The 22,734-nt window shown below is 41.8% G+C and carries 14 protein-coding genes, 11 tRNA genes and 3 rRNA genes; 1 reads left to right on the top strand and 27 read right to left on the bottom strand.

Annotated features, from left to right (window positions below):
* Positions 1-45 precede the first annotated feature (45 nt).
* The 22 genes from cls to pbp2a form a co-directional block, all read right to left on the bottom strand.
* Positions 46-1,578 carry a cardiolipin synthase gene (gene cls, locus ACWPVF_RS00770; RefSeq protein WP_454384108.1) on the bottom strand — a complete coding sequence of 511 codons (1,533 nt, stop codon included), beginning with the start codon at positions 1,576-1,578 and terminating at the stop codon, positions 46-48.
* A 171-nt stretch (positions 1,579-1,749) separates the two neighbouring features.
* A complete protein-coding gene (locus tag ACWPVF_RS00765; protein ID WP_454384106.1) occupies positions 1,750-2,694 on the bottom strand; it encodes a 3-oxoacyl-[acyl-carrier-protein] synthase III C-terminal domain-containing protein in 945 nt (314 codons plus the stop codon).
* A gap of 14 nt (positions 2,695-2,708) precedes the next feature.
* Complete coding sequence (locus tag ACWPVF_RS00760; protein WP_454384104.1) at positions 2,709-3,971, bottom strand: F390 synthetase-related protein; 1,263 nt, start codon at positions 3,969-3,971, stop codon at positions 2,709-2,711.
* Positions 3,949-4,764, bottom strand: coding sequence for an MBL fold metallo-hydrolase (locus ACWPVF_RS00755; RefSeq protein WP_454384102.1), 816 nt, complete (start codon positions 4,762-4,764; stop codon positions 3,949-3,951). Before ACWPVF_RS00755 ends, ACWPVF_RS00760 begins: the two co-directional genes overlap by 23 nt.
* The gene (locus ACWPVF_RS00750) at positions 4,739-5,719 is read right to left on the bottom strand and encodes an NAD-dependent epimerase/dehydratase family protein (protein WP_454385770.1); all 981 of its coding nucleotides are present in this window, start codon (positions 5,717-5,719) and stop codon (positions 4,739-4,741) included. Before ACWPVF_RS00750 ends, ACWPVF_RS00755 begins: the two co-directional genes overlap by 26 nt.
* Positions 5,719-6,990 (bottom strand): glycosyltransferase, encoded by a 1,272-nt coding sequence (locus tag ACWPVF_RS00745; RefSeq protein WP_454384100.1) that lies wholly within the window; start codon positions 6,988-6,990, stop codon positions 5,719-5,721. Before ACWPVF_RS00745 ends, ACWPVF_RS00750 begins: the two co-directional genes overlap by 1 nt.
* Positions 6,991-7,192: 202 nt before the next feature.
* Positions 7,193-7,266 (bottom strand) — tRNA-Pro (locus ACWPVF_RS00740).
* Positions 7,267-7,279: 13 nt separating this feature from the next.
* Positions 7,280-7,353 (bottom strand) — tRNA-Arg (locus ACWPVF_RS00735).
* Between the two features lie 11 nt (positions 7,354-7,364).
* Positions 7,365-7,450: transfer RNA gene (locus ACWPVF_RS00730), tRNA-Leu, on the bottom strand.
* 7 nt (positions 7,451-7,457) lie between these two features.
* Positions 7,458-7,529 (bottom strand) — tRNA-Gly (locus ACWPVF_RS00725).
* 27 nt (positions 7,530-7,556) lie between these two features.
* Positions 7,557-7,629 (bottom strand) — tRNA-Thr (locus ACWPVF_RS00720).
* 12 nt (positions 7,630-7,641) lie between these two features.
* Positions 7,642-7,723, bottom strand: a tRNA-Leu gene (locus ACWPVF_RS00715).
* A gap of 5 nt (positions 7,724-7,728) precedes the next feature.
* Positions 7,729-7,801: transfer RNA gene (locus ACWPVF_RS00710), tRNA-Lys, on the bottom strand.
* 18 nt (positions 7,802-7,819) lie between these two features.
* A tRNA-Asp gene (locus ACWPVF_RS00705) sits at positions 7,820-7,892 on the bottom strand.
* 2 nt (positions 7,893-7,894) lie between these two features.
* A tRNA-Val gene (locus ACWPVF_RS00700) sits at positions 7,895-7,967 on the bottom strand.
* A gap of 4 nt (positions 7,968-7,971) precedes the next feature.
* Positions 7,972-8,087, bottom strand: a 5S ribosomal RNA gene (gene rrf, locus ACWPVF_RS00695).
* A gap of 77 nt (positions 8,088-8,164) precedes the next feature.
* A 23S ribosomal RNA gene (locus ACWPVF_RS00690) occupies positions 8,165-11,066 on the bottom strand.
* 125 nt (positions 11,067-11,191) lie between these two features.
* Positions 11,192-11,264 (bottom strand) — tRNA-Ala (locus tag ACWPVF_RS00685).
* 50 nt (positions 11,265-11,314) lie between these two features.
* Positions 11,315-12,862: ribosomal RNA gene (locus ACWPVF_RS00680) — 16S ribosomal RNA — on the bottom strand.
* Together the 16S, 23S and 5S rRNA genes with 11 tRNA genes alongside form the textbook arrangement of a ribosomal RNA operon.
* 227 nt (positions 12,863-13,089) lie before the next feature.
* Positions 13,090-13,161: transfer RNA gene (locus ACWPVF_RS00675), tRNA-Glu, on the bottom strand.
* Positions 13,162-13,230: 69 nt separating this feature from the next.
* Positions 13,231-13,707, bottom strand: a complete 477-nt coding sequence (locus ACWPVF_RS00670; RefSeq protein ID WP_045613208.1) for a sigma-70 RNA polymerase sigma factor region 4 domain-containing protein — start codon at positions 13,705-13,707, stop codon at positions 13,231-13,233.
* 181 nt (positions 13,708-13,888) lie between these two features.
* The gene (gene pbp2a, locus ACWPVF_RS00665; protein WP_454384098.1) at positions 13,889-16,114 is read right to left on the bottom strand and encodes a penicillin-binding protein PBP2A; all 2,226 of its coding nucleotides are present in this window, start codon (positions 16,112-16,114) and stop codon (positions 13,889-13,891) included.
* Between the two features lie 87 nt (positions 16,115-16,201).
* Here pbp2a and ACWPVF_RS00660 point away from each other — a divergent pair, with 87 nt between their 5' ends.
* Complete coding sequence (locus tag ACWPVF_RS00660) at positions 16,202-17,077, top strand: RluA family pseudouridine synthase (RefSeq protein ID WP_142321326.1); 876 nt, start codon at positions 16,202-16,204, stop codon at positions 17,075-17,077.
* A gap of 69 nt (positions 17,078-17,146) precedes the next feature.
* Here ACWPVF_RS00660 and gap read toward each other — a convergent pair whose 3' ends face one another.
* The 5 genes from gap to yajC form a co-directional block, all read right to left on the bottom strand.
* Positions 17,147-18,157: a type I glyceraldehyde-3-phosphate dehydrogenase gene (gene gap, locus ACWPVF_RS00655; RefSeq protein WP_045613204.1), complete on the bottom strand. Its 1,011-nt coding sequence runs from the start codon at positions 18,155-18,157 to the stop codon at positions 17,147-17,149.
* 310 nt (positions 18,158-18,467) lie between these two features.
* Positions 18,468-21,119: a bifunctional acetaldehyde-CoA/alcohol dehydrogenase gene (gene adhE, locus ACWPVF_RS00650; RefSeq protein ID WP_454384095.1), complete on the bottom strand. Its 2,652-nt coding sequence runs from the start codon at positions 21,117-21,119 to the stop codon at positions 18,468-18,470.
* Positions 21,120-21,418: 299 nt separating this feature from the next.
* Complete coding sequence (locus tag ACWPVF_RS00645) at positions 21,419-21,832, bottom strand: MORN repeat-containing protein (RefSeq protein WP_006151082.1); 414 nt, start codon at positions 21,830-21,832, stop codon at positions 21,419-21,421.
* Positions 21,825-22,262, bottom strand: coding sequence for a low molecular weight protein-tyrosine-phosphatase (locus ACWPVF_RS00640; protein ID WP_454385768.1), 438 nt, complete (start codon positions 22,260-22,262; stop codon positions 21,825-21,827). Before ACWPVF_RS00640 ends, ACWPVF_RS00645 begins: the two co-directional genes overlap by 8 nt.
* A gap of 47 nt (positions 22,263-22,309) precedes the next feature.
* Positions 22,310-22,630, bottom strand: coding sequence for a preprotein translocase subunit YajC (gene yajC, locus ACWPVF_RS00635; protein ID WP_016466451.1), 321 nt, complete (start codon positions 22,628-22,630; stop codon positions 22,310-22,312).
* Between the last annotated feature and the right edge of the window lie 104 nt (positions 22,631-22,734).

Raw genomic sequence — 22,734 nt, 5'->3', positions numbered from 1 at the left:
GAAACTGCTTGCAGAAAAAAAGAGACGGTAATCCATCTCTTTCAATTAAAGCATTGGTGCAAATAACTGTGTAATTTCTTTAATCATCATTTGATACCATGTTGGATTTATGGTATCTGTGAAGATTTCTTGCGACACTTCAAAAATCTCTTCAAAGTCTTTACGAATAGCTGCAATAGACGGTGTTTCATATAATAAAACCGCATTTTCATAGTGATGAACCAAGCTACGATAGTCTAGATTTATGGTTCCGACAGCTGCAAATCGATCATCGACAATCATTTGCTTACTATGGATAAAACCAGGAGTATACTCAAAGATACGTACACCAGCAGATAAAAGGTCTGGATAAGATCCTCGAGTTACCAACTGGATGAGCTTTTTATCCGGTATATATGGAGTTACAATTCGTACATCCACGCCTCGCATGGCCGCATTTTTTATATCCTCTGTCAAATCATAATCAATAATGAGATAAGGCGTTGTGATATAGACAAAATCTTCCGCTTGATTAATCAAGTTTTGATAGACAATTTTACCCACCTTCATCTGGTAAATCGGTTTCGGTCCACTACCGTATGGGATACAAAGACCACTACCAGACCGTGTCTGATTTTCCAAATGATACTGATCAAAGTCACTGATTTCCCCACGGTTGATGTACCAGTTCATGAGAAATAGTCTGGTAAAGGCTTGAGTCGCCGGACCATCTATCCGAATTCCACTATCTTTCCAGTGTCCAAAACGTTCAATCTGATTGATATATTCATCTGCAAGATTAATTCCACCAGTATAGGAAATCTGTCCATCAATGACCAAGATTTTACGGTGGTCACGGTTGTTATAGGCCACTGTCATACGAGGAATCACCTTATTAAACTTATGAGCATCAATTCCTTTAGACCGCAAATAAACAGTATAATCCCCAGGCAAAGTCACCATACAACCAATATCGTCATAGAGCATCTTGACTTCAACACCCTGAGCAGCTTTTTCTTCGAGAATTTCGAGCATGCTATCCCACATCAAGCCCTCTTCGACAATATAGTATTCAAGAAAAATAAACTTTTCAGCTCTTTTAAGATCCTTCAGCATCTGTTGCCACATTTCCTCGCCACTTGCGAAAAATTGTGAATCTGTCTGGTCATAGACTTCTGCATTACTATCCATATGTAGCAAGGCATTGATAATTCCATAAGCTGATTTATCTGTCTCCTGTAGCTGCAGATGGAGTTGGCGCCCATTATTCTCATGAAATGCAATAGAATTCAATTCCTGGAGTTGTTTCAGTTCTTTTTTTGATAGCCTTCTTTCACCGAACATGAGATAAAGCAGTGGACCAAACACCGGCACAAAGGTCACAATCAACCAAGTCACCTTGCTCTCAGGAGACATGGAGCGATTAACAATCGCTATAACAGTTGCCACGCTAACCAGAAATACAAGGGAAACCCAAACAAGCGGAGCAATCTGACTCATGTAAAGAATAATGCCAAAAATAACAAATAATTCTATCAGAATTATCGCAATACTAAAGCCATACTTGGACATCAATAATCGAAATTTTCTTGTCCCCATATCTCCCTCTCAATTTCTAAGTCTACTCCCTAATTCAACGTCTGAAAATGCTTGTCACCTTCTAGTATACTTAGTTTCATAAAACTTATCAAGCTTTTTCTGTATAGGCCGATAGTTCTACGTTTAAAATTAATTTAAAAAGCAGGCCACTTATAGGTGCCTGCTCTTATTTTACAATTTCAAAGCCAACATATTAACCGTCATACCAGCTGCAGTCCCCATTAAGAAGATAGTATCTCCTTCCTTCACATAGCCATGATCGAGTGCATAGGCCAAGCCAAAAGGTACCGCAACGGAAACCATATTCCCATACTCACTGACAATATTGAGATACTTGTCTTTGTTAACTCCTAATTTACCCATAACAAGTGGTAATGCTCGACTAGCTTGGTGTGGAATAATATAGTCTACAGCATCTTTAGAAATACCGGATTTCTCTTGGAATTCTTGGAACATTTCTGGAATGACACGAGCAGAAAGCAAGAGGATTTTCTTCCCTTTCATATCAAACATGAAATTGGTCTTCGTTTCTTCAGAGTACTCTTTTGGTTGATATGAGGTCAAACCTCCACGGATTTCAGTATCGTGAGCTCCTTCCGACCAAGTACGTTGAAGGCTTGCTATCACTCCCTTATCCTTGTTACTTGCTTGGAAAATAAAGGCTGCGGCCCCATCACCAAAGAGTTCATAACTTTCTTTTTGCTTTGGATTAAGACCCAAGCTACCAACTTCACTAGATACAATCAAAACGCGACGATATTCTCCTGCTTCAATCAAATGTGACATCGTTGATAGAGCTGAAATAAAACTTGTACAAGTCGTATTGATATCCATGGCTGGAATAGAGAGTCCTTTTGCCACGCGCTCATGAATCAAAGCAGCTGTACACGGAATAGGCTGAACACCTACCGCGCTAGCTGATACAAGGCAATCAATGTCTTTAATACTTAAGTTTGCATTTTCAAGTGCACGTTGGATAGCCGCTTCTGCCAAATCTAGCTGTGTTTCTTCATTTTCTACGACACGGTAACGGGTTTGGTCTTTAAATTGCACTGTATTTTTTGGAAGGTAAACTCCATAGCCTGCGATTTCTACATGTCTTTTCACTTCTGTCATAATCTTTTTTCCTTTCATAAACGTTGGATACGCTTGAGCTTACGGCTTGTATCCCAGTGATAATCTGAAAATCGAATTTCAGGTTCTTTAAACTCTTTTTGTTGAGCCAAGAGTCGAAATTGCTCTGTAATGGCTGTTTCCAATTGCTCGTCCCTTCGACTCAGACAAACTTCTATTAACCTCTCAGAATGTTGTTTAACTTGGTAATCTCCGACATTCTCCACAAAGAGAATGCAACGTCTGATAAAGTCAGGATAAATCGTGACCTGACCTCCATCTTGCCTATCAAAATAGAAGATATCATCAGAACGCCCTTCAACCTTGTCAATCCTTGTATAATAAGACCCACATAAACAAGGTTCAGGATTTTCAACCAAGATATCGTTGAGCTGGTAGCGATAAACAGGCTGACTGCTCCGCTTAAAATCAGTAATGACTGGATAAAAACGTCGGTCATCCAAATAGTGTTTTTCCACAAAGATGATGTCTTCATTAAGATGCAGATTCCCAGCCGAACAAGTACAAGCTAGAAAACCTTCTGTTGCTTGATAGACTTGGTCAATAACTGGTAGTGCAAAAGCCGCAGAAATCCGTTCTCTGTCACTATTTTCCAAGATTTCAGCTACTGAAACGATTTTTTGTGGCTGAATCTTTAGCTCTCCCGCTTTTAGACGCTTACTCAATTCAATCAACATCGAAGCAGGCGCCACCACGATGGTCGGTTGATAATTGTTGAGGCGCTCGATATGCTCATCTGTATTCTTGAAAATATCAAAGTATTCTAAACGAATGAGCGCCGTATTGATGGTCTGATACAGCTCATTATCTGCTCTCAGGAAAAAAGCTATACGATGTCCAAAAAGGTGACCTTTGGGCAACATCTTGGCTAGAATTGCCGACGCCCACATACTGCGCTCTTTTTCAGTTGTGATAAAGAGTCCCCGGTGTCCAGATGTTCCAGAAGACAACCCAACTGCTATTTCACCTTTGAGTTCTGTAAAATTACGGGTCTTCTCGCTTTCGATAGCCAAAGCCAAGGCCTCATCTCGATCCACTCCTTGAGTATTAAGTTCGTTGAAATGCGTCATCATAAAAGCTTTATCCATATGGTCAAAGTCGTGAGGCACACCATTTTTGAAATAAGGTGACTCACGTTTGAGAAAGTCCATATAGGCAGCCAACTGCTTTTTCTGATAGTTTTCTAAGGCTTCTCGAGACTTAAAATTATGTAGCCAACGAGTTTGGATAAAAGTTTTAAGAAAGGTTATTTTTTTCATACAAAATCCGCTCAATCCTTTCTACAGGGTCATGGCTAACGAGCACTTCTATTCCATCCTTTAAAACCTCTTCCAAGAGCTCTGTTCCTTTGATATATTCAGCCTTACTATCTTGCACCAAGGAAGGAATCAGATGCATCTGTTTCGTATAGGATAAAAGGTCAATTCCCCAGCAAAGGTCTGCTGCAATAAAGAGATGATAATCTGGAATAAAGAGACAGGCTTGGCCCTTAGCATGCCCATCAATAGAAGCTACCAGGATACTTCCGTCTCCAAAAAGATCATTGGTGGAACGATAATTGAAGTTGGAGTTTTGCTGATTTGTCTTGATGACTGTCAATCTTTCCTCGAAGTCACTCGGTAAAAATTCTTTAAAAATTAAATCTTTTAGTTTGGGCTTCTTGTAAACATCATAGACTTCCTGGGTCAGGATAAAGTTTGCATTCGGAAAGAAGCTAGTCCCTCCCAAATGATCTGGATGTAGATGAGACAACAAGACATACTTGATTTCTTCTGGCTTGATTCCTTTAGCTTTCAGCAAGTGCGAAATCTGATCCTGTTCTGTCATTTGAACGGGCGTCCCCAAGCGATATAAAGCATATCTTAGTTTTGTCTTAATATCATAGTGATAGCCAGTATCATAGAGCAAATATCCTTTATCCCTGTGTTTGATCAAAAAGACACCTGCAGGGAAAGTCATCTTTCTATTCTTAACACCTTTAAAGAGCAAACCGGCATAACTCGTACAATATCCCGCTGGGAAATACTCAATGCTTTCGATAATCTTGGACATATTGTTCAATCCCTTCTGAAATACTAATTTTCGGACGATACCCCAATTCCCTCTCAGCCTTGCTAATATCTAGAGTTTGACTATAACGAAGTAGATAATAGGTATATCGTGTTAAAGGCGGTTCCCCTTTCAGATTCAAGGACTTGTAAAGAAACTCTAAACTACTTGCAATTCTTGCTAATAGAGATGCTGGAATTTTTCTATATTTGATTGGGTAACCCAAACCTGTCAAACTTTCCTCTAGCAAATCCCTAAATGCCCTCGGTTCGCCATTAGTAATGTTATAGACCTCACCTTTTGCTTCTGGGACTTCTAAGGCTAAACGAATTGCGAGAGCAACATTTTCCACGCAAGTCATGTCCATGAGCTGACGCCCATCTCCAATTAAAGGAATACCAATTTTTTGACTAAGATTAATCACCCGTGGCAAGATGCTGGTATCTCCAATCCCAAACAGTCCCCGAGGTCTCAAGATGATATTAGGAACATCTGGATAATCTTTAAAGAGCTTCTCTGAAGCCAATTTGCTACGAATATAATTATTGAGATTATTTTCCTCTGGAGCATCATTTTCTTTGATAGCCAACTGATCCTTAGGAGCAGCATAGATGCTTGGTGAGGATACATAGACTAAACGTTGAATACCTGTTTGGTGACATGCCTCGAGAACATATTTGGTTCCTAAAACATTAGCCTGATAAAAATCTTCCCAAGGACCCCAAACTGTTGACAGGGCTCCCGCATGAACGACCAGGTCCATCCCCTTGCAAGCCTCTAGCACATCATCAGCTTTGGTCAAATCCCCCTGAAAAAAACTGACAGAAGAGTCTTCCAAGGATTGCCCTACCTGACTGTTTCTACCAAAAGCTCGCACTTGGTAACCATGCTCAACTAGTTCTTCTACTACATATTTCCCCAAGAAACCAGTGGCTCCTGTGACTAATACTTTTTTCATCATTCTTTCTCCTTATCTGCTAACAGACGGTGGATTTCGCTTTCCAAAATTTCTGTTGGATGATAGGATTGTGCAGCCTGGCGTAAAATTTCTAATTTTGACCAATCTTCTTTAGCAATTAATTTTTCAAAGGCCTGCCCAATCTCCTTGCTATTATCTCTTTTAGCTGTGAAAGCAACACCTGCCTCCAAACCCCGAACAGCATAATCAAATTGATCATAATCATGAGGCAAAATCAAAGCTGGTTTACCATAAATGATACACTGATAAAAAATCCCAGCTCCACCATGATGAATCACATAATCCATCTGAGGAATGTATTCTTTGTAAGGAAGATAAGAAACAACGGACAGATTCTCCATGAGATTTTCACATTGGAAGGGCTCTCCACCTACACCACGAGTTACAAAAAAGTGACAATCAGGATGAGATTTTGCAAGTTGCGTAGCTTGATAAATAAGATTTTCTTTGGCCCAAGCTAGTTGTGTCCCACAAGTCACCAAAACTTTCTTTCGATCCATAAAAGGAGACAAATCTAAAGGATAATCCTCTCCTACCTCAACCGAAGCTCCAGAGGGTCCTACCCACTTGTAGTGTTCTGGGAATCCCTTTTTTAACTCTACTTCTTTCATCCCTATACCAAGGATTGAATATGGAGAATAAATAGTCTCTTGGTCCAGCTGATTATAGAGTCTAAAATTATATCTCTTTAAACGATCACGAAACGAAAAAGATACAATCCGTTTTACTAACCGAGTTCCCTTTCTACCTAAAAATTGTACTGCAGAATCCCAGGCATTCTTGGGACTCCCCATCCCACCAATTAGACAGGGCGGGCCGTCAGTCGTTTCTAAAACAAATTGTGTAGCCATGGTAGTAATCCAAGGAATACCAAGCTGATTTGCCACGAGCCCACCTGACAAAGTTATAAAATCAGCAATAACAATATCTGGACGATTCTTTTGCCACTCATCCAATAATTGATCTGAAACTACGTTAATTAAATCAATACTAGCAGAAAGTTGATGATAGGCCGATAAAATTCCTAATTGCTCAGAGTTATTTGCTGCACTTTCAAACTCCTCAATGTGATCTTCAAGTATGGGAACTACTTGAAAACCAGATGCTTCGCAAACAGCTTTCTTTTGAGGACCTGTAAACAAACGTATCTCATATTGAGGATTGTCTAAAAGAGGGAGCAATAAATTCATAGTTGGATACAAATGTCCGCTTAAAGGAACAATCACAACATCAATTTTGATTCTTTTCATATGACTAGGATACCAAAAATAAAAAAAAAGAACTATCAATTAGATAATCCTTTGAACAATTATAAGTATTTGAAAAGAAAACAACACAAAACCTTTAAGAAAATGTAATGAAATTTACAGGTAAATAATAAATTTGAAATTGTTACATTTAAATTCAACAAATAAAAAAAAAGGCAATCGCCTCAAATCAAGTATTGACCAATCGGGAAGACAGGATTCGAACCTGCGACACCTTGGTCCCAAACCAAGTACTCTACCAAGCTGAGCTACTTCCCGAATTAAATTGTAATGCACCCTAGAGGAGTCGAACCTCTAACCGCCTGATTCGTAGTCAGGTACTCTATCCAGTTGAGCTAAGGGTGCTCATTTTTATATGCCGAGGACCGGAATCGAACCGGTACGATCGTTACCAATCGCAGGATTTTAAGTCCTGTGCGTCTGCCAGTTCCGCCACCCCGGCCTCTCTAAGCGAACGACGGGATTCGAACCCGCGACCCCCACCTTGGCAAGGTGGTGTTCTACCACTGAACTACGTTCGCATCGACTCTGGTTTATATTAAAAAAAATGCCGGCTACATGACTTGAACACGCGACCCTCTGATTACAAATCAGATGCTCTACCAACTGAGCTAAGCCGGCTAATTTCTATTATGCGGGTTAAGGGACTTGAACCCCCACGCCGTTAAGCGCCAGATCCTAAATCTGGTGCGTCTGCCAATTCCGCCAAACCCGCAAATATGACCCGTACTGGGCTCGAACCAGTGACCCATTGATTAAAAGTCAATTGCTCTACCAACTGAGCTAACGAGTCAAATAACTTTCGTTATTACGGTCCCGACGGGAATCGAACCCGCGATCTTCGCCGTGACAGGGCGACGTGATAACCGCTACACTACGGGACCTATGGGAGTTAACGGGATCGAACCGCTGACCCTCTGCTTGTAAGGCAGATGCTCTCCCAGCTGAGCTAAACTCCCTAGAGCTAAGCGACTTCCATATCTCACAGGGGGCAACCCCCAACTACTTCCGGCGTTCTAGGGCTTAACTTCTGTGTTCGGCATGGGTACAGGTGTATCTCCTAGGCTATCGTCACTTAACTCTGAGTAATACCTACTCAAAATTGAATATCTATCAAATTCCAAGAAAACCTTACGCTTTCATATTCTCAGTTACTTTGGATAAGTCCTCGAGCTATTAGTATTAGTCCGCTACATGTGTCGCCACACTTCCACTTCTAACCTATCTACCTGATCATCTCTCAGGGCTCTTACTGATATAAAATCATGGGAAATCTCATCTTGAGGTGGGTTTCACACTTAGATGCTTTCAGCGTTTATCCCTTCCCTACATAGCTACCCAGCGATGCCTTTGGCAAGACAACTGGTACACCAGCGGTAAGTCCACTCTGGTCCTCTCGTACTAGGAGCAGATCCTCTCAAATTTCCTACGCCCGCGACGGATAGGGACCGAACTGTCTCACGACGTTCTGAACCCAGCTCGCGTGCCGCTTTAATGGGCGAACAGCCCAACCCTTGGGACCGACTACAGCCCCAGGATGCGACGAGCCGACATCGAGGTGCCAAACCTCCCCGTCGATGTGAACTCTTGGGGGAGATAAGCCTGTTATCCCCAGGGTAGCTTTTATCCGTTGAGCGATGGCCCTTCCATACGGAACCACCGGATCACTAAGCCCGACTTTCGTCCCTGCTCGAGTTGTAGCTCTCGCAGTCAAGCTCCCTTATACCTTTACACTCTGCGAATGATTTCCAACCATTCTGAGGGAACCTTTGGGCGCCTCCGTTACCTTTTAGGAGGCGACCGCCCCAGTCAAACTGCCCGTCAGACACTGTCTCCGATAGGGATCACCTATCCGGGTTAGAGTGGCCATAACACAAGGGTAGTATCCCAACAACGTCTCCTTCGAAACTGGCGTCCCGATCTCATAGACTCCTACCTATCCTGTACATGTGGTACAGACACTCAATATCAAACTGCAGTAAAGCTCCATGGGGTCTTTCCGTCCTGTCGCGGGTAACCTGCATCTTCACAGGTACTAAAATTTCACCGAGTCTCTCGTTGAGACAGTGCCCAAATCATTACGCCTTTCGTGCGGGTCGGAACTTACCCGACAAGGAATTTCGCTACCTTAGGACCGTTATAGTTACGGCCGCCGTTTACTGGGGCTTCAATTCATACCTTCGCGTTACCGCTAAGCACTCCTCTTAACCTTCCAGCACCGGGCAGGCGTCACCCCCTATACATCATCTTACGATTTAGCAGAGAGCTGTGTTTTTGATAAACAGTTGCTTGGGCCTATTCACTGCGGCTGACGTAAAGTCAGCACCCCTTCTCCCGAAGTTACGGGGTCATTTTGCCGAGTTCCTTAACGAGAGTTCTCTCGCTCACCTGAGGCTACTCGCCTCGACTACCTGTGTCGGTTTGCGGTACGGGTAGAGTATGTTTAACGCTAGAAGCTTTTCTTGGCAGTGTGACGTCACTAACTTCGCTACTAAACTTCGCTCCCCATCACAGCTCAATGTTATAGAACTAAGCATTTGACTCAGTTCACACCTCACTGCTTAGACAGACACTTCCAATCGTCTGCTTTAGTTAGCCTACTGCGTCCCTCCATCACTACATACTCTAGTACAGGAATATCAACCTGTTGTCCATCGGATACACCTTTCGGTCTCTCCTTAGGTCCCGACTAACCCAGGGCGGACGAGCCTTCCCCTGGAAACCTTAGTCTTACGGTGGACAGGATTCTCACCTGTCTTTCGCTACTCATACCGGCATTCTCACTTCTATGCGTTCCAGCGCTCCTCACGGTACACCTTCGCCACACATAGAACGCTCTCCTACCATACCTATAAAGGTATCCACAGCTTCGGTAAATTGTTTTAGCCCCGGTACATTTTCGGCGCAGGGTCACTCGACTAGTGAGCTATTACGCACTCTTTGAATGAATAGCTGCTTCTAAGCTAACATCCTAGTTGTCTGTGCAACCCCACATCCTTTTCCACTTAACAATTATTTTGGGACCTTAGCTGGTGGTCTGGGCTGTTTCCCTTTCGACTACGGATCTTAGCACTCGCAGTCTGACTGCCGACCATAATTCATTGGCATTCGGAGTTTATCTGAGATTGGTAATCCGGGATGGACCCCTCACCCAAACAGTGCTCTACCTCCAAGAATCTTTATGTCGACGCTAGCCCTAAAGCTATTTCGGAGAGAACCAGCTATCTCCAAGTTCGTTTGGAATTTCTCCGCTACCCACAAGTCATCCAAGCACTTTTCAACGTGCCCTGGTTCGGTCCTCCAGTGCGTCTTACCGCACCTTCAACCTGCTCATGGGTAGGTCACATGGTTTCGGGTCTACGACATGATACTAAAGCGCCCTATTCAGACTCGGTTTCCCTACGGCTCCGTCTCTTCAACTTAACCTCGCATCATATCGTAACTCGCCGGTTCATTCTACAAAAGGCACGCTCTCACCCATTAACGGGCTCGAACTTGTTGTAGGCACACGGTTTCAGGTTCTATTTCACTCCCCTCCCGGGGTGCTTTTCACCTTTCCCTCACGGTACTGGTTCACTATCGGTCACTAGGGAGTATTTAGGGTTGGGAGATGGTCCTCCCAGATTCCGACGGGATTTCACGTGTCCCGCCGTACTCAGGATACTGCTAGGTACAAAGACTATTTTGAATACGAGGCTCTCACTCTCTTTGGCTGATCTTCCCATATCATTCTTCTATAATCTTTGAGTCCACATTGCAGTCCTACAACCCCGAAGAGTAAACTCTTCGGTTTGCCCTCCTGCCGTTTCGCTCGCCGCTACTAAGGCAATCGCTTTTGCTTTCTCTTCCTGCAGCTACTTAGATGTTTCAGTTCACTGCGTCTTCCTCCTCATATCCTTAACAGATATGGGTAACAGGTAGTACCTGTTGGGTTCCCCCATTCGGAAATCCCTGGATCATCGCTTACTTACAGCTACCCAAGGCATATCGTCGTTTGTCACGTCCTTCTTCGGCTCCTAGTGCCAAGGCATCCACCGTGCGCCCTTATTAACTTAACCTTATTTTTTTGACCTTTCAGTCATAAACTCTTATTAATACTACAGCGTTTTCGGTTTATTTTCTTGTTACTATTTGATATAGATATTCAATTTTCAATGTGCATTACTTGGTGATCTCTCACCAATGGAGCCTAGCGGGATCGAACCGCTGACCTCCTGCGTGCAAAGCAGGCGCTCTCCCAGCTGAGCTAAGGCCCCACAAGACCTCTCAAGACTAAACAAGACCAATGTGCATTCCTTATCCTTAGAAAGGAGGTGATCCAGCCGCACCTTCCGATACGGCTACCTTGTTACGACTTCACCCCAATCATCTATCCCACCTTAGGCGGCTGGCTCCAAATGGTTACCTCACCGACTTCGGGTGTTACAAACTCTCGTGGTGTGACGGGCGGTGTGTACAAGGCCCGGGAACGTATTCACCGCGGCGTGCTGATCCGCGATTACTAGCGATTCCGACTTCATGTAGGCGAGTTGCAGCCTACAATCCGAACTGAGACTGGCTTTAAGAGATTAGCTTGCCGTCACCGACTTGCGACTCGTTGTACCAGCCATTGTAGCACGTGTGTAGCCCAGGTCATAAGGGGCATGATGATTTGACGTCATCCCCACCTTCCTCCGGTTTATTACCGGCAGTCTCGCTAGAGTGCCCAACTGAATGATGGCAACTAACAATAGGGGTTGCGCTCGTTGCGGGACTTAACCCAACATCTCACGACACGAGCTGACGACAACCATGCACCACCTGTCACCTCTGTCCCGAAGGAAAACTCTATCTCTAGAGCGGTCAGAGGGATGTCAAGACCTGGTAAGGTTCTTCGCGTTGCTTCGAATTAAACCACATGCTCCACCGCTTGTGCGGGCCCCCGTCAATTCCTTTGAGTTTCAACCTTGCGGTCGTACTCCCCAGGCGGAGTGCTTAATGCGTTAGCTACGGCACTAAACCCCGGAAAGGGTCTAACACCTAGCACTCATCGTTTACGGCGTGGACTACCAGGGTATCTAATCCTGTTTGCTCCCCACGCTTTCGAGCCTCAGCGTCAGTTACAAGCCAGAGAGCCGCTTTCGCCACCGGTGTTCCTCCATATATCTACGCATTTCACCGCTACACATGGAATTCCACTCTCCCCTCTTGCACTCAAGTTAAACAGTTTCCAAAGCGTACTATGGTTAAGCCACAGCCTTTAACTTCAGACTTATCTAACCGCCTGCGCTCGCTTTACGCCCAATAAATCCGGATAACGCTCGGGACCTACGTATTACCGCGGCTGCTGGCACGTAGTTAGCCGTCCCTTTCTGGTAAGATACCGTCACAGTGTGAACTTTCCACTCTCACACTCGTTCTTCTCTTACAACAGAGCTTTACGATCCGAAAACCTTCTTCACTCACGCGGCGTTGCTCGGTCAGACTTCCGTCCATTGCCGAAGATTCCCTACTGCTGCCTCCCGTAGGAGTCTGGGCCGTGTCTCAGTCCCAGTGTGGCCGATCACCCTCTCAGGTCGGCTATGTATCGTCGCCTTGGTGAGCCGTTACCCCACCAACTAGCTAATACAACGCAGGTCCATCTGGTAGTGGAGCAATTGCCCCTTTTAAACAGCTATCATGCAATAACTGTTGTCATGCGGTATTAGCTATCGTTTCCAATAGTTATCCCCCGCTACCAGGCAGGTTACCTACGCGTTACTCACCCGTTCGCAACTCATCCGCTCGGTGCAAGCACCAAGCTTCAGCGTTCTACTTGCATGTATTAGGCACGCCGCCAGCGTTCATCCTGAGCCAGGATCAAACTCTCATTAAAAGTTTGAGTTCTCACTCATTTCTGTCACTGACAGATTTATTGTTTTTTCATTGTTCAGTACTATAACCTTCAGTTATAGTGCCCTGCACATTGGTTCGTCTTGTTCAGTTTTCAAAGGTCTTTGTCGCGCTTGCGACAACTATATTAGTATATCACAGTCAGTTTTCTCTGTCAACAGGTTTTTTAACTTTTTTTAAATCCTATCAACCTTAACCGCGATACACCCATAGTCCGTACGGGATTCGAACCCGTGTTACCGCCGTGAAAAGGCGGTGTCTTAACCCCTTGACCAACGGACCTTGAGTTTTTCAACTCTTTCTATTATACCTACTTTTTAGCGCTTGTCAACTGGTTTTTGCTATTTTTTATTATTTTGGTCCAAAATCTTTTAAGACAAGTTGCAACTCTTTAAGCATAGCTTTTCTGCCTTTAAATCGTTCATCTGCCATCAATCGTTCGAAATATTCCAACTTCTCCTTTCCTAAACCAGCTCGATATTTCTTAAGCATTTCTTGTAGAGCGTACGACTCATCCAAGACAAGTCCTCCCTCCCTTAATCTGTGGCTAATTTCACCCACTTCTTCATATGCTTGACGATCTAATTTTCTTTTATAACTCTCTTGTTTTCGCACAGCATCTAAAATCCGATTGCGAAATTTTGTTTTAAAGTAAATATAGAATTGTTTATTTTTTTTCTCCTTGAATTCTGGGTGGTTCTCCATTAATTCATGAAGACAAATCATTCCTTCTTGGTCCCAATCTTCTTTTTCCCATAAATGAAGATAGTACTCCTTTCGGCACTTGTGTACGATAGCTCTTACTTCTTGGTAATTTTTTTCTAACATGATTACCCTCCTTTTCTGCATTTAGTATAGCAGAGTCAACCTTCATAAATGCCTTTATGATTTATTCTGATTATATACTTGTCTAAATTGACACTTTGGAGACCAATATATCTCTCTTAGATTATTTTAAAGTCATTTCAGGATAAAAAAATGACAAGAAATTATTCTTGTCATTTAAGAATTATTGGAACAAATCTACTATTGTATCCCATATTGTTTTTGCTTTTTCTTTAATCTTAGCATCTGAAATTGCTCGTTCTGCTTCATCGATAAGATTCTGAGCTCGTCCTCTAATATCGGTTATAGTATCACTTGATTGCGTTCCACCACTGTCAGTAACATGATTTTGAGCATTTTTAGGTGCTATACCGTTTAGTTCATAAGCATTCTTAACTGTAAAAGTACTTCCCGGCGTATAAGGAAGGATTGTTTCAGCCATGCTTCTAAAAATATGAGCTGCGCCATTTGAAGTCGAGCCTGATAGATAATGATTTTCGTCCGTAGTCGGGAAACCAAGCCAGTGACTGATTACCACATCAGGTGTATAGCCAATAACCCACTGGTCACTTGTATATACTGGGTTAAATGCCGCTTCAGTTGTACCAGTTTTTCCAGCTAAAACATAGCCATTAGGTGAAGAACTTATTCCTGTACCATTTGTAAAGGTTCCAAGCATCATACTTGTCATTTTATCAGCTACCGATTTGTCAACCACTCGTTTTTGAGTATTTTTGTGAGTAGCAATGACTTCTCCACTTGCATTTTCAATTCGTGTAATAAAATGTGCTTCAGGCATTAAACCTTCATTTGCAAATGCTGCATAAGCTTGCGCCATTTGTAGTGGGTTAGTTTCCACGCCACCACCTAGAGCTACACCTAACACGCGATCCACATTCGTTAAATCAAGTCCAAATTTTTCACCTGATTCAAAAGCCTTATCGATGCCAAGTTGTTTAACTGTTGCTACTGCAGGGAGGTTTAAAGATTCGGCTAAAGCTTGATACATTGGAATTTCTGGTGACGTTTTGATTCCAGCGTAGTTATCGACCTTGTAGTCTCCATATTCCATGGTATGATTATCCAACTCTTTATTTAAAGCCCAACCCGCTTCGACTGCTGGTGTATAAACTACTAATGGTTTAATCGTTGACCCTGGACTTCTTTTTGATTGAGTTGCATAGTTGAAATTTCGAAAACCAACTTTATCATCTCCGGCAACGCGACCAACAATCCCTCGAACTCCACCCGTTTTTGGTTCCAAAGCGACACTACCTGACTCTGCATGTGTCCCATCTTCAGCCGTTGGAAAGAGAGATGTATTTTGATAGATTACCTGCATATTTGCTTGGTAATTTTGATCTAGCTCCGTATAAATTCGATAACCGTTATTAACGATTTCTTCCTCTGTTAGGTTATACTTTTCAATAGCTTCATTAACAACTGCATCAAAATAAGAAGGATAACGGTAGTCTGATATTTTTCCTTCATAAACATCCTGAAGCCGAGATGCCATGTCAACACCTGCAGCTTCCGCTTCTTTATTTTTATCAATATAGCCAGCAGCTACCATATTTTGTAGAACAGTATCTCTGCGATTAGTAGAGTCTTCAATGGAATTCAAAGGGTTGTATAACTCTGGCCCTTTAAGCATTCCTGCTAAGGTTGCAGCTTCATCAAGTGTCAATTGAGAGGCTGAAACTCCGAAGTACTTTTTACTTGCATCCTCAACACCCCAAACTCCATTACCGAAGTAGGCATTGTTCAAGTACATGGTTAGAATTTCTTTTTTACTGTATTTTTTGGTTAATTCTAAAGCAAGGAAGAATTCTTTAGCCTTTCTCTGCACAGTTTGGTCTTGTGAAAGATAAGCATTTTTCGCCAACTGTTGGGTAATTGTAGAACCACCGCCCGAACGACCAGCTGTTAGGATAGCCAGGAAAAAGCGCCCATAGTTAATTCCACTATTTTTATAGAAACTTCTATCTTCTGTCGCAATAACAGCATTCTGCAAATCTTCACTAATATCAGAAAGTTCGACATAGGTCCCTTTTTGTCCTGACAGGGCTCCCGCTTCTTTCTCTTCTCGGTCAAAAATCAGAGTTCGAGTTTTTAAAGCATTTTGCAAATCTGTAACATTTGTCGATTTTGCTAGGGCAAACAGATAAACTCCAACAAACAAGCTAGTACTGAGTCCCAAAATCAGAAAGATTTTTGTCAGATGATAGCGACGCCAGAATTTTCGGATAGAACCAACTGACCCAGATTTCTTCCGTCCTGATCTTGAACGTCGTAAATTACTAGACCCGTTACCTTCATGTTCAACTTCATTAGTCTCTGTTTCTTCAATTTCAGATTCTTCTTTCTTAAATAAGGAAAGAAATTTTTCAAATAATGTATCTAATTTCATGCGTTTATTTTATCATCTTCCCTATAGGAAGACAAGAATTTAGCTAGTCCCCTGTCCAAATAGACTAATTTTTGTTACAATATCTGTATGAAATTTACCTTTACTATACCTGATTCTTTGCCTGAAATGACAGTCAAACTTTTTCTGGAAGAGCAACTGTTAATCCCTCGAAAAATACGACATTTTTTGAGAGTTAAGAAACATATCCTTATCAACAAAAAAGAAGTTCATTGGCACCAAACTATCAAAGCAGGAGATGAATGTCAATTGATTTTCGACGAGGAAGATTATCCTGCAAAAGAAATTACTTCGGGAGACGCCAAACTTGTAAATGAAGTCTATCAAGATCAACATTTAATTATCGTCAATAAACCTGAGGGTATGAAGACACATGGAAATCAGCCAGATGAGATAGCTCTTCTCAATCATGTCAGCGCCTATGTCGGTCAAACCTGCTATGTTGTTCATAGACTAGATATGGAAACAAGTGGTCTCGTACTGTTTGCGAAAAATCCATTTATATTGCCTATCCTCAATCGATTATTAGAGAAAAAAGAGATTTCGCGAGAATACTGTGCCTTAGTGGAAGGAAAAACAGAAGCCAAAGAACTTATCTTTCGAGATAAAATCGGCCGCAATCGCCATGATCGTAGAAAAAGAGTTGTGGATCAAAAAAATGGTCAATATGCCGAAACTCAAGTAACTCGGTTGAAACAGTTTCAAAACAAAACCAGTCTCGTTCGGTGCAGATTGAAAACAGGACGTACTCATCAAATTCGAGTGCATCTATCTCACCACGGGCATCCAATCCTTGGAGACCCTCTCTACAATCCACATTCAAAAACTAAGAGACTGATGCTACACGCATTCAAACTATCCTTTGTCCACCCTCTAACTTTAAACAAGTTAAGTTTTACTGCGCTATCAGATACATTTGAAAGAGAATTAAAACAAAATGGATGATAAAACCATCCATTTTTATTATAAGCAAAAAAGCAAGGCCAGTTGACCTTGCTTTAATTGACTCAGGAATTATTTAGCGATTTTAGCGAAGTATTCAAGAGTACGTACAAGTTGTGCAGTGTAAGACATTTCGTTGTCGTACCATGATACAACTTTAACCAATTGTTTACCGTCAACGTCAAGAACTTTAGTTTGAGTTGCGTCAAACAATGAACCGTATGACATACCTACGATATCTGAAGATACGATTGGATCTTCTGTGTAACCGTATGATTCGTTTGAAGCTGCTTTCATAGCTGCGTTCACTTCATCAACAGTAACGTTCTTTTCAAGAACAGCTACCAATTCAGTAACTGATCCAGTTGGAGTTGGAACGCGTTGTGCAGATCCGTCAAGTTTACCGTTCAATTCTGGGATTACAAGACCGATAGCTTTAGCAGCACCAGTTGAGTTAGGAACGATGTTTGCAGCACCAGCGCGAGCACGACGAAGGTCACCACCACGGTGTGGTCCGTCAAGGATCATTTGGTCACCAGTGTAAGCGTGGATAGTAGTCATCAATCCTTCTACAACACCGAAGTTATCTTGAAGAGCTTTAGCCATTGGAGCCAAGCAGTTTGTAGTACATGAAGCACCTGAAATAACTGTTTCAGTTCCATCAAGAACATCGTGGTTAGTGTTAAATACAACTGTTTTAACGTCGTTTCCACCAGGAGCAGTGATAACAACTTTCTTAGCTCCGCCTGGGTGCAAGTGTTTTTCAGCTGCATCTTTCTTAGCGAAGAATCCAGTTGCTTCAAGAACGATTTCTACACCATCGTTAGCCCAGTCGATTTGTTCTGGGTCACGTTCTGCAGAAACGCGGATGAATTTACCGTTAACTTCGAATCCACCTTCTTTAACTTCCACAGTTCCGTCGAAACGACCTTGAGTTGTGTCATATTTCAACAAGTGTGCAAGCATAACTGGATCTGTAAGGTCGTTGATGCGAGTAACTTCAACACCTTCTACGTTTTGGATACGACGGAAAGCAAGACGACCGATACGACCGAAACCGTTAATACCAACTTTAACTACCATTAGTGATTTCCTCCTTATGAAAATCATGAAAATTTTATTGTGAAAAGAGTAACTTGAATCACTACAAATCACCTTTCAACAAACCTATTATATAACTATTTTAGTTTTATTGCAAGCGCTGACGTTGATTTTCACTTCAGTTTTCTACTTTGCAAAGACTCAAATTTATATAAGTTAATTGAGCCAAAAGCCTTTCAACATAGATATTGACAGTTAGTTACAAGCCTTTCTTTCTAAACTTTTAACCTCATCTATTTTGAAAAACTATAAAAAAGAGACAGGATTACTCCTGCCTCTGACTGATAATCAATTATTTAAGACGTCCTGGTCTTTCTTTGTAACCATAGTAAGCATCTTCGATGATTTCTTGCATATGATCAACCATTGGAAGACGTGGGTTTGCAGGTGAACATTGATCTTCATAAGCAAGGAAGGCCAATTCACGTGAATGTTCTTTCCATTCTTTCTCGTCAATACCTTGTGCTTTGAAGTTCATTTGGATACCTACGCGCTCACCGAGTTCGTAAACAGCTTTAGCATAAGATGCAACCCCTTCTTCTGGTGTAGAAGCTGGAAGGCCAAGCATACGAGCGATATCTTGATACTTCTCATCTGCACGGTAGTAGTTGTACTTAGGCCATGTAGCTGTCTTAGCTGGGCGTGTACCGTTGTAACGGATAACGTATGGAAGCAAGATTGCATTTGTACGTCCGTGAACTGTGTGGAATTGTGCACCAATCTTGTGAGCCATTGAGTGAGAAATACCTAGAAAGGCATTCGCAAAGGCCATACCAGCAATAGTTGAAGCGTTATGCATTTTCTCACGTGAGTGGAAGTCTGCATTCTTCACTGAGCTTTCCAAGTTTTCGAATACAAGTTTGATAGCTTGAAGAGCAAGACCATCAGTGTAGTCGCTAGCCATTTGTGATACGTAAGCTTCAGTTGCGTGAGTCAATACGTCCATACCAGTGTCAGCAGCAACAAATCCAGGAACTGTCAATACCAAAGCAGGGTCTACGATTGCCACAGTTGGTGTCAATGAGTAGTCAGCAATTGGGTATTTACGGTTGTTTGCTTTATCAGAGATAACGGCAAATGGAGTTACTTCAGATCCTGTACCAGATGTAGTTGGGATAGCGATGAATTTAGTTTTCTTACCAAGCAATGGGAATTTGAAGGCACGTTTACGGATATCCATGAATTTTTGTACAAGGTCACGGAAGTCCACTTCTGGTTGTTCGTAGAAGAGCCACATTACTTTAGCAGCATCCATTGGTGATCCACCACCAAGAGCGATGATTGTATCTGGTTTGAAGGAACGCATGATTTCTGTACCACGTTCAACAGTTGTGATATCTGGATCTGGCTCTACATCTGCAAAGATTTGGTAAACAACCTTATTGCGACGAAGGGCAAGTTGTTCGATGATACGATCAAGGAAACCAAGTTCTACCATAGCGTGGTCTGTAACGATCATGACACGCTCAACGTCACGACATTTTTGAAGGTATTGAATTGAATCACGTTCAAAGTATGTTTTTGAAGGAAGTTTCATCCATTGCATGTTATTTCTCCGTCTTCCGACTTTTTTGATATTCAAGAGGTTAATGGCGCTAACGTTATCCCCAACTGAGTTACGTCCGTAAGAACCACATCCGAGTGTCAATGATGGCAAGAAGGCATTATAAACGTCTCCGATACCACCGAAAGTAGAAGGTGAGTTACAGATAACACGAATAGCTTTAACAGCTTTACCAAATTCTTTAGTCAATTCTTCATCAGCGGTATGGATAGCAGCTGAGTGTCCGAGACCGTTAAATTCAACCATTTGACGAGCTTTATTAATTCCGTCTTCACGGTTTTCAGATTTCAAAACTGCGATAACTGGTGACAATTTTTCACGAGTCAATGGCTCGTTTTCACCAACTTCTTTACATTCTGCAGCAAGAATGTTTGTTCCTTCTGGAACAGTAAATCCTGCTTGTTCTGCAATCCAAGTTGCTGGTTTACCAACGATGTCAGCGTTCAATTTTGCACCAGCACAGTTTTTACTGTTAGCTTTTACACCAAAGCAGAACTCTTCAAGAAGAGCTTTTTCTTTTTTGTTTACAAAGTAAGTGTGATAAGATTTGAACTCTGCTACAAATTCATCGTAAATTTCTTTGTCAATGATAACCGCTTGTTCAGATGCACAGACCATACCATTGTCAAATGATTTAGACATTACGATATCGTGAGCAGCTTGGCGGATGTTAGCTGATTTTTCAACATAAGCTGGAACGTTACCCGCACCAACCCCAAGAGCTGGTTTACCACATGAGTATGCAGCTTTAACCATGGCATTACCACCTGTTGCAAGGATTGTTGCAACACCTTCGTGGTTCATCAATGCGCTAGTTGCTTCCATAGATGGTTCAGTAATCCACTGTACACAGTTTTCAGGAGCTCCTGCTTTAATCGCTGCGTCACGTACGATTTGAGCTGCGTGAGCTGATGATTCTTGAGCTGATGGGTGGAATGCAAAGACAATAGGATTACGAGTCTTCAATGAAATCAACGCTTTAAAGATTGCTGTTGAAGTAGGGTTTGTTGTTGGAGTGATACCACAAACAACACCAACCGGTTCAGCAATAAGAGTCAATCCTGTTACATCATCTTCTTCGATAACACCAACTGTTTTAGTGTGGCGCATGTTGTTTACTACGTGCTCACAAGCAAATAGGTTTTTAGTTGCTTTATCTTCAAATACTCCACGTCCTGTTTCTTCAAAGGCATGTAAAGCCAATTCTCCGTGAGCATCAAGTGCTGCAACTGAAGCTTTTGCTACGATATAATCGACTTGATCTTGGTCAAGTTTACGCATTTCTTCAAGGGCAACTAAAGCTTTTTGCACCAAACCATCGACATGCTTTTCAGCAGCGAGTTTCTTTTCCTCTGGTGTTACAGTTTTTTTATCAGCCATATTTTCCTCCATAGCTTTCAAGGATTGTAAGTCCTTTGTTAATTTTTTCACAAGATTATTATAACTCTTTTTTTAAAATTTGTAAACAGTTTCATAGACATTTCACAAACTTTTTTTAGTTGTTTGTGAAAACAATTTCAAATATATTCACACATGCGCTTTTTCACTCAAAGTTTGTGAATTATTCCGTAAAAGTTTTATTTTTCACAAACTTAGTTGTAAAACAGTCTTGTAAGCCATTTTTATTTCCATGTAAGCGCTTTCTAGTTGTGCAGTGTAATACCTCCTCATAGAGGAGGTTATTGTGCTTGTTGGAAGAGCCCTTGTTTAAAGTCACCTTCATAGACAACTTCTTGCTCTGTAGTCAGTTTTCCTTTTCCTTCAGCTTGGCCGTTAACAAAATCACCTTCATAAACCCAGCCATCCTTTGCTTGGTAGGTACCTTTACCGTTAAATGCTCCATTTTTAAATTCACCAGTATAAGTGTCGCCATTTGAGAAGGTCATTGTGCCTTGACCATTCATCTTTCCTCGGACGATGCTCCCATCGTATACAATTGAGTCACCATCTAGCTTTAGGACTCCTTGCTTGGGCATATTCCCTACAAATACAAAAATTGCACAAAGAACTATGATTACTACCGTCGCAATTTCTAAACGAGGACGCGTTATATAGACACTGTATTTATCATAGAGTTTCTTTAAATTATCCATTTTTTGCCTCATTTTCTAAACGTGATAGCCATGCTTGGCAACCAGCTAAAACTCGATCATAAGTTTCATTGAAATCACCTGTATACCATGGATCTGGAACACTTTCAGAAGCGAACGCTTCTATCTTGTGCTGTTGTTTTTGAGGACACATTCGAGTCAAGTCAAGGAGATTCGATTCGTCCATACCAATGATATAATCAAAATATTCAAAATCATCCTTAGAGATTTGTTGTGATGTTTTTGATGAATCATAAGGAATACCGTGAGTTTTAAAGATTTTCTGAGTTCCTTTGTGAATTGGGTTGCCGTGTTCCCAAGAAGAAGTTGCTCTACTCTCAATCTCATATTCATCGGTTAAAGATTTCATAACAAATTCTGCCATAGGGCTTCGACAAATATTACCAAGGCAAACAAAAACAATCTTTTTCATCATCGTTCCTCATCTTCATAGAAAAACGGGAATGAGATCACCCCGTTTTATTCTTCTATCGCGCTTTCGCCGTCAACAACTGTACCTTCAGGTGTAACAGCTTCTTTGACTGGCAAAACTGTTCTAATTGCACCTAACTCGAAAGTCAAGTATACTCCGTCTACATCAAGTACAATCGTTTTGTTTTCAGTGTCAACTTCATCAACTGTACCGTAGAGACCACCGATAGTAATTACTTCATAGCCTTTTTGAAGTTTGTTGAGGCTCTCCATACGTTTTTCAGCTTGTTTCTTTTGAGAACGTTGCATGAAGAACATCAAGCCGAACATCAAAACAAGCATAATCAAGAATGTTAAATTCCCACCCATTATTTTTTACTCCTTTGTAATTCAGATAAAACTACTATAACAAATTTCACTTGTTTTTACAAGATTGTACCCTGGTTTTGGAACAATAAAAAAACCAGAGCAAT

The sequence above is a fragment of the Streptococcus sp. Marseille-Q7087 genome, assembly GCF_965111935.1.
Note: the sequence above shows the minus strand (reverse complement) of the source record. Positions and strands in the feature narration are given on the sequence as shown.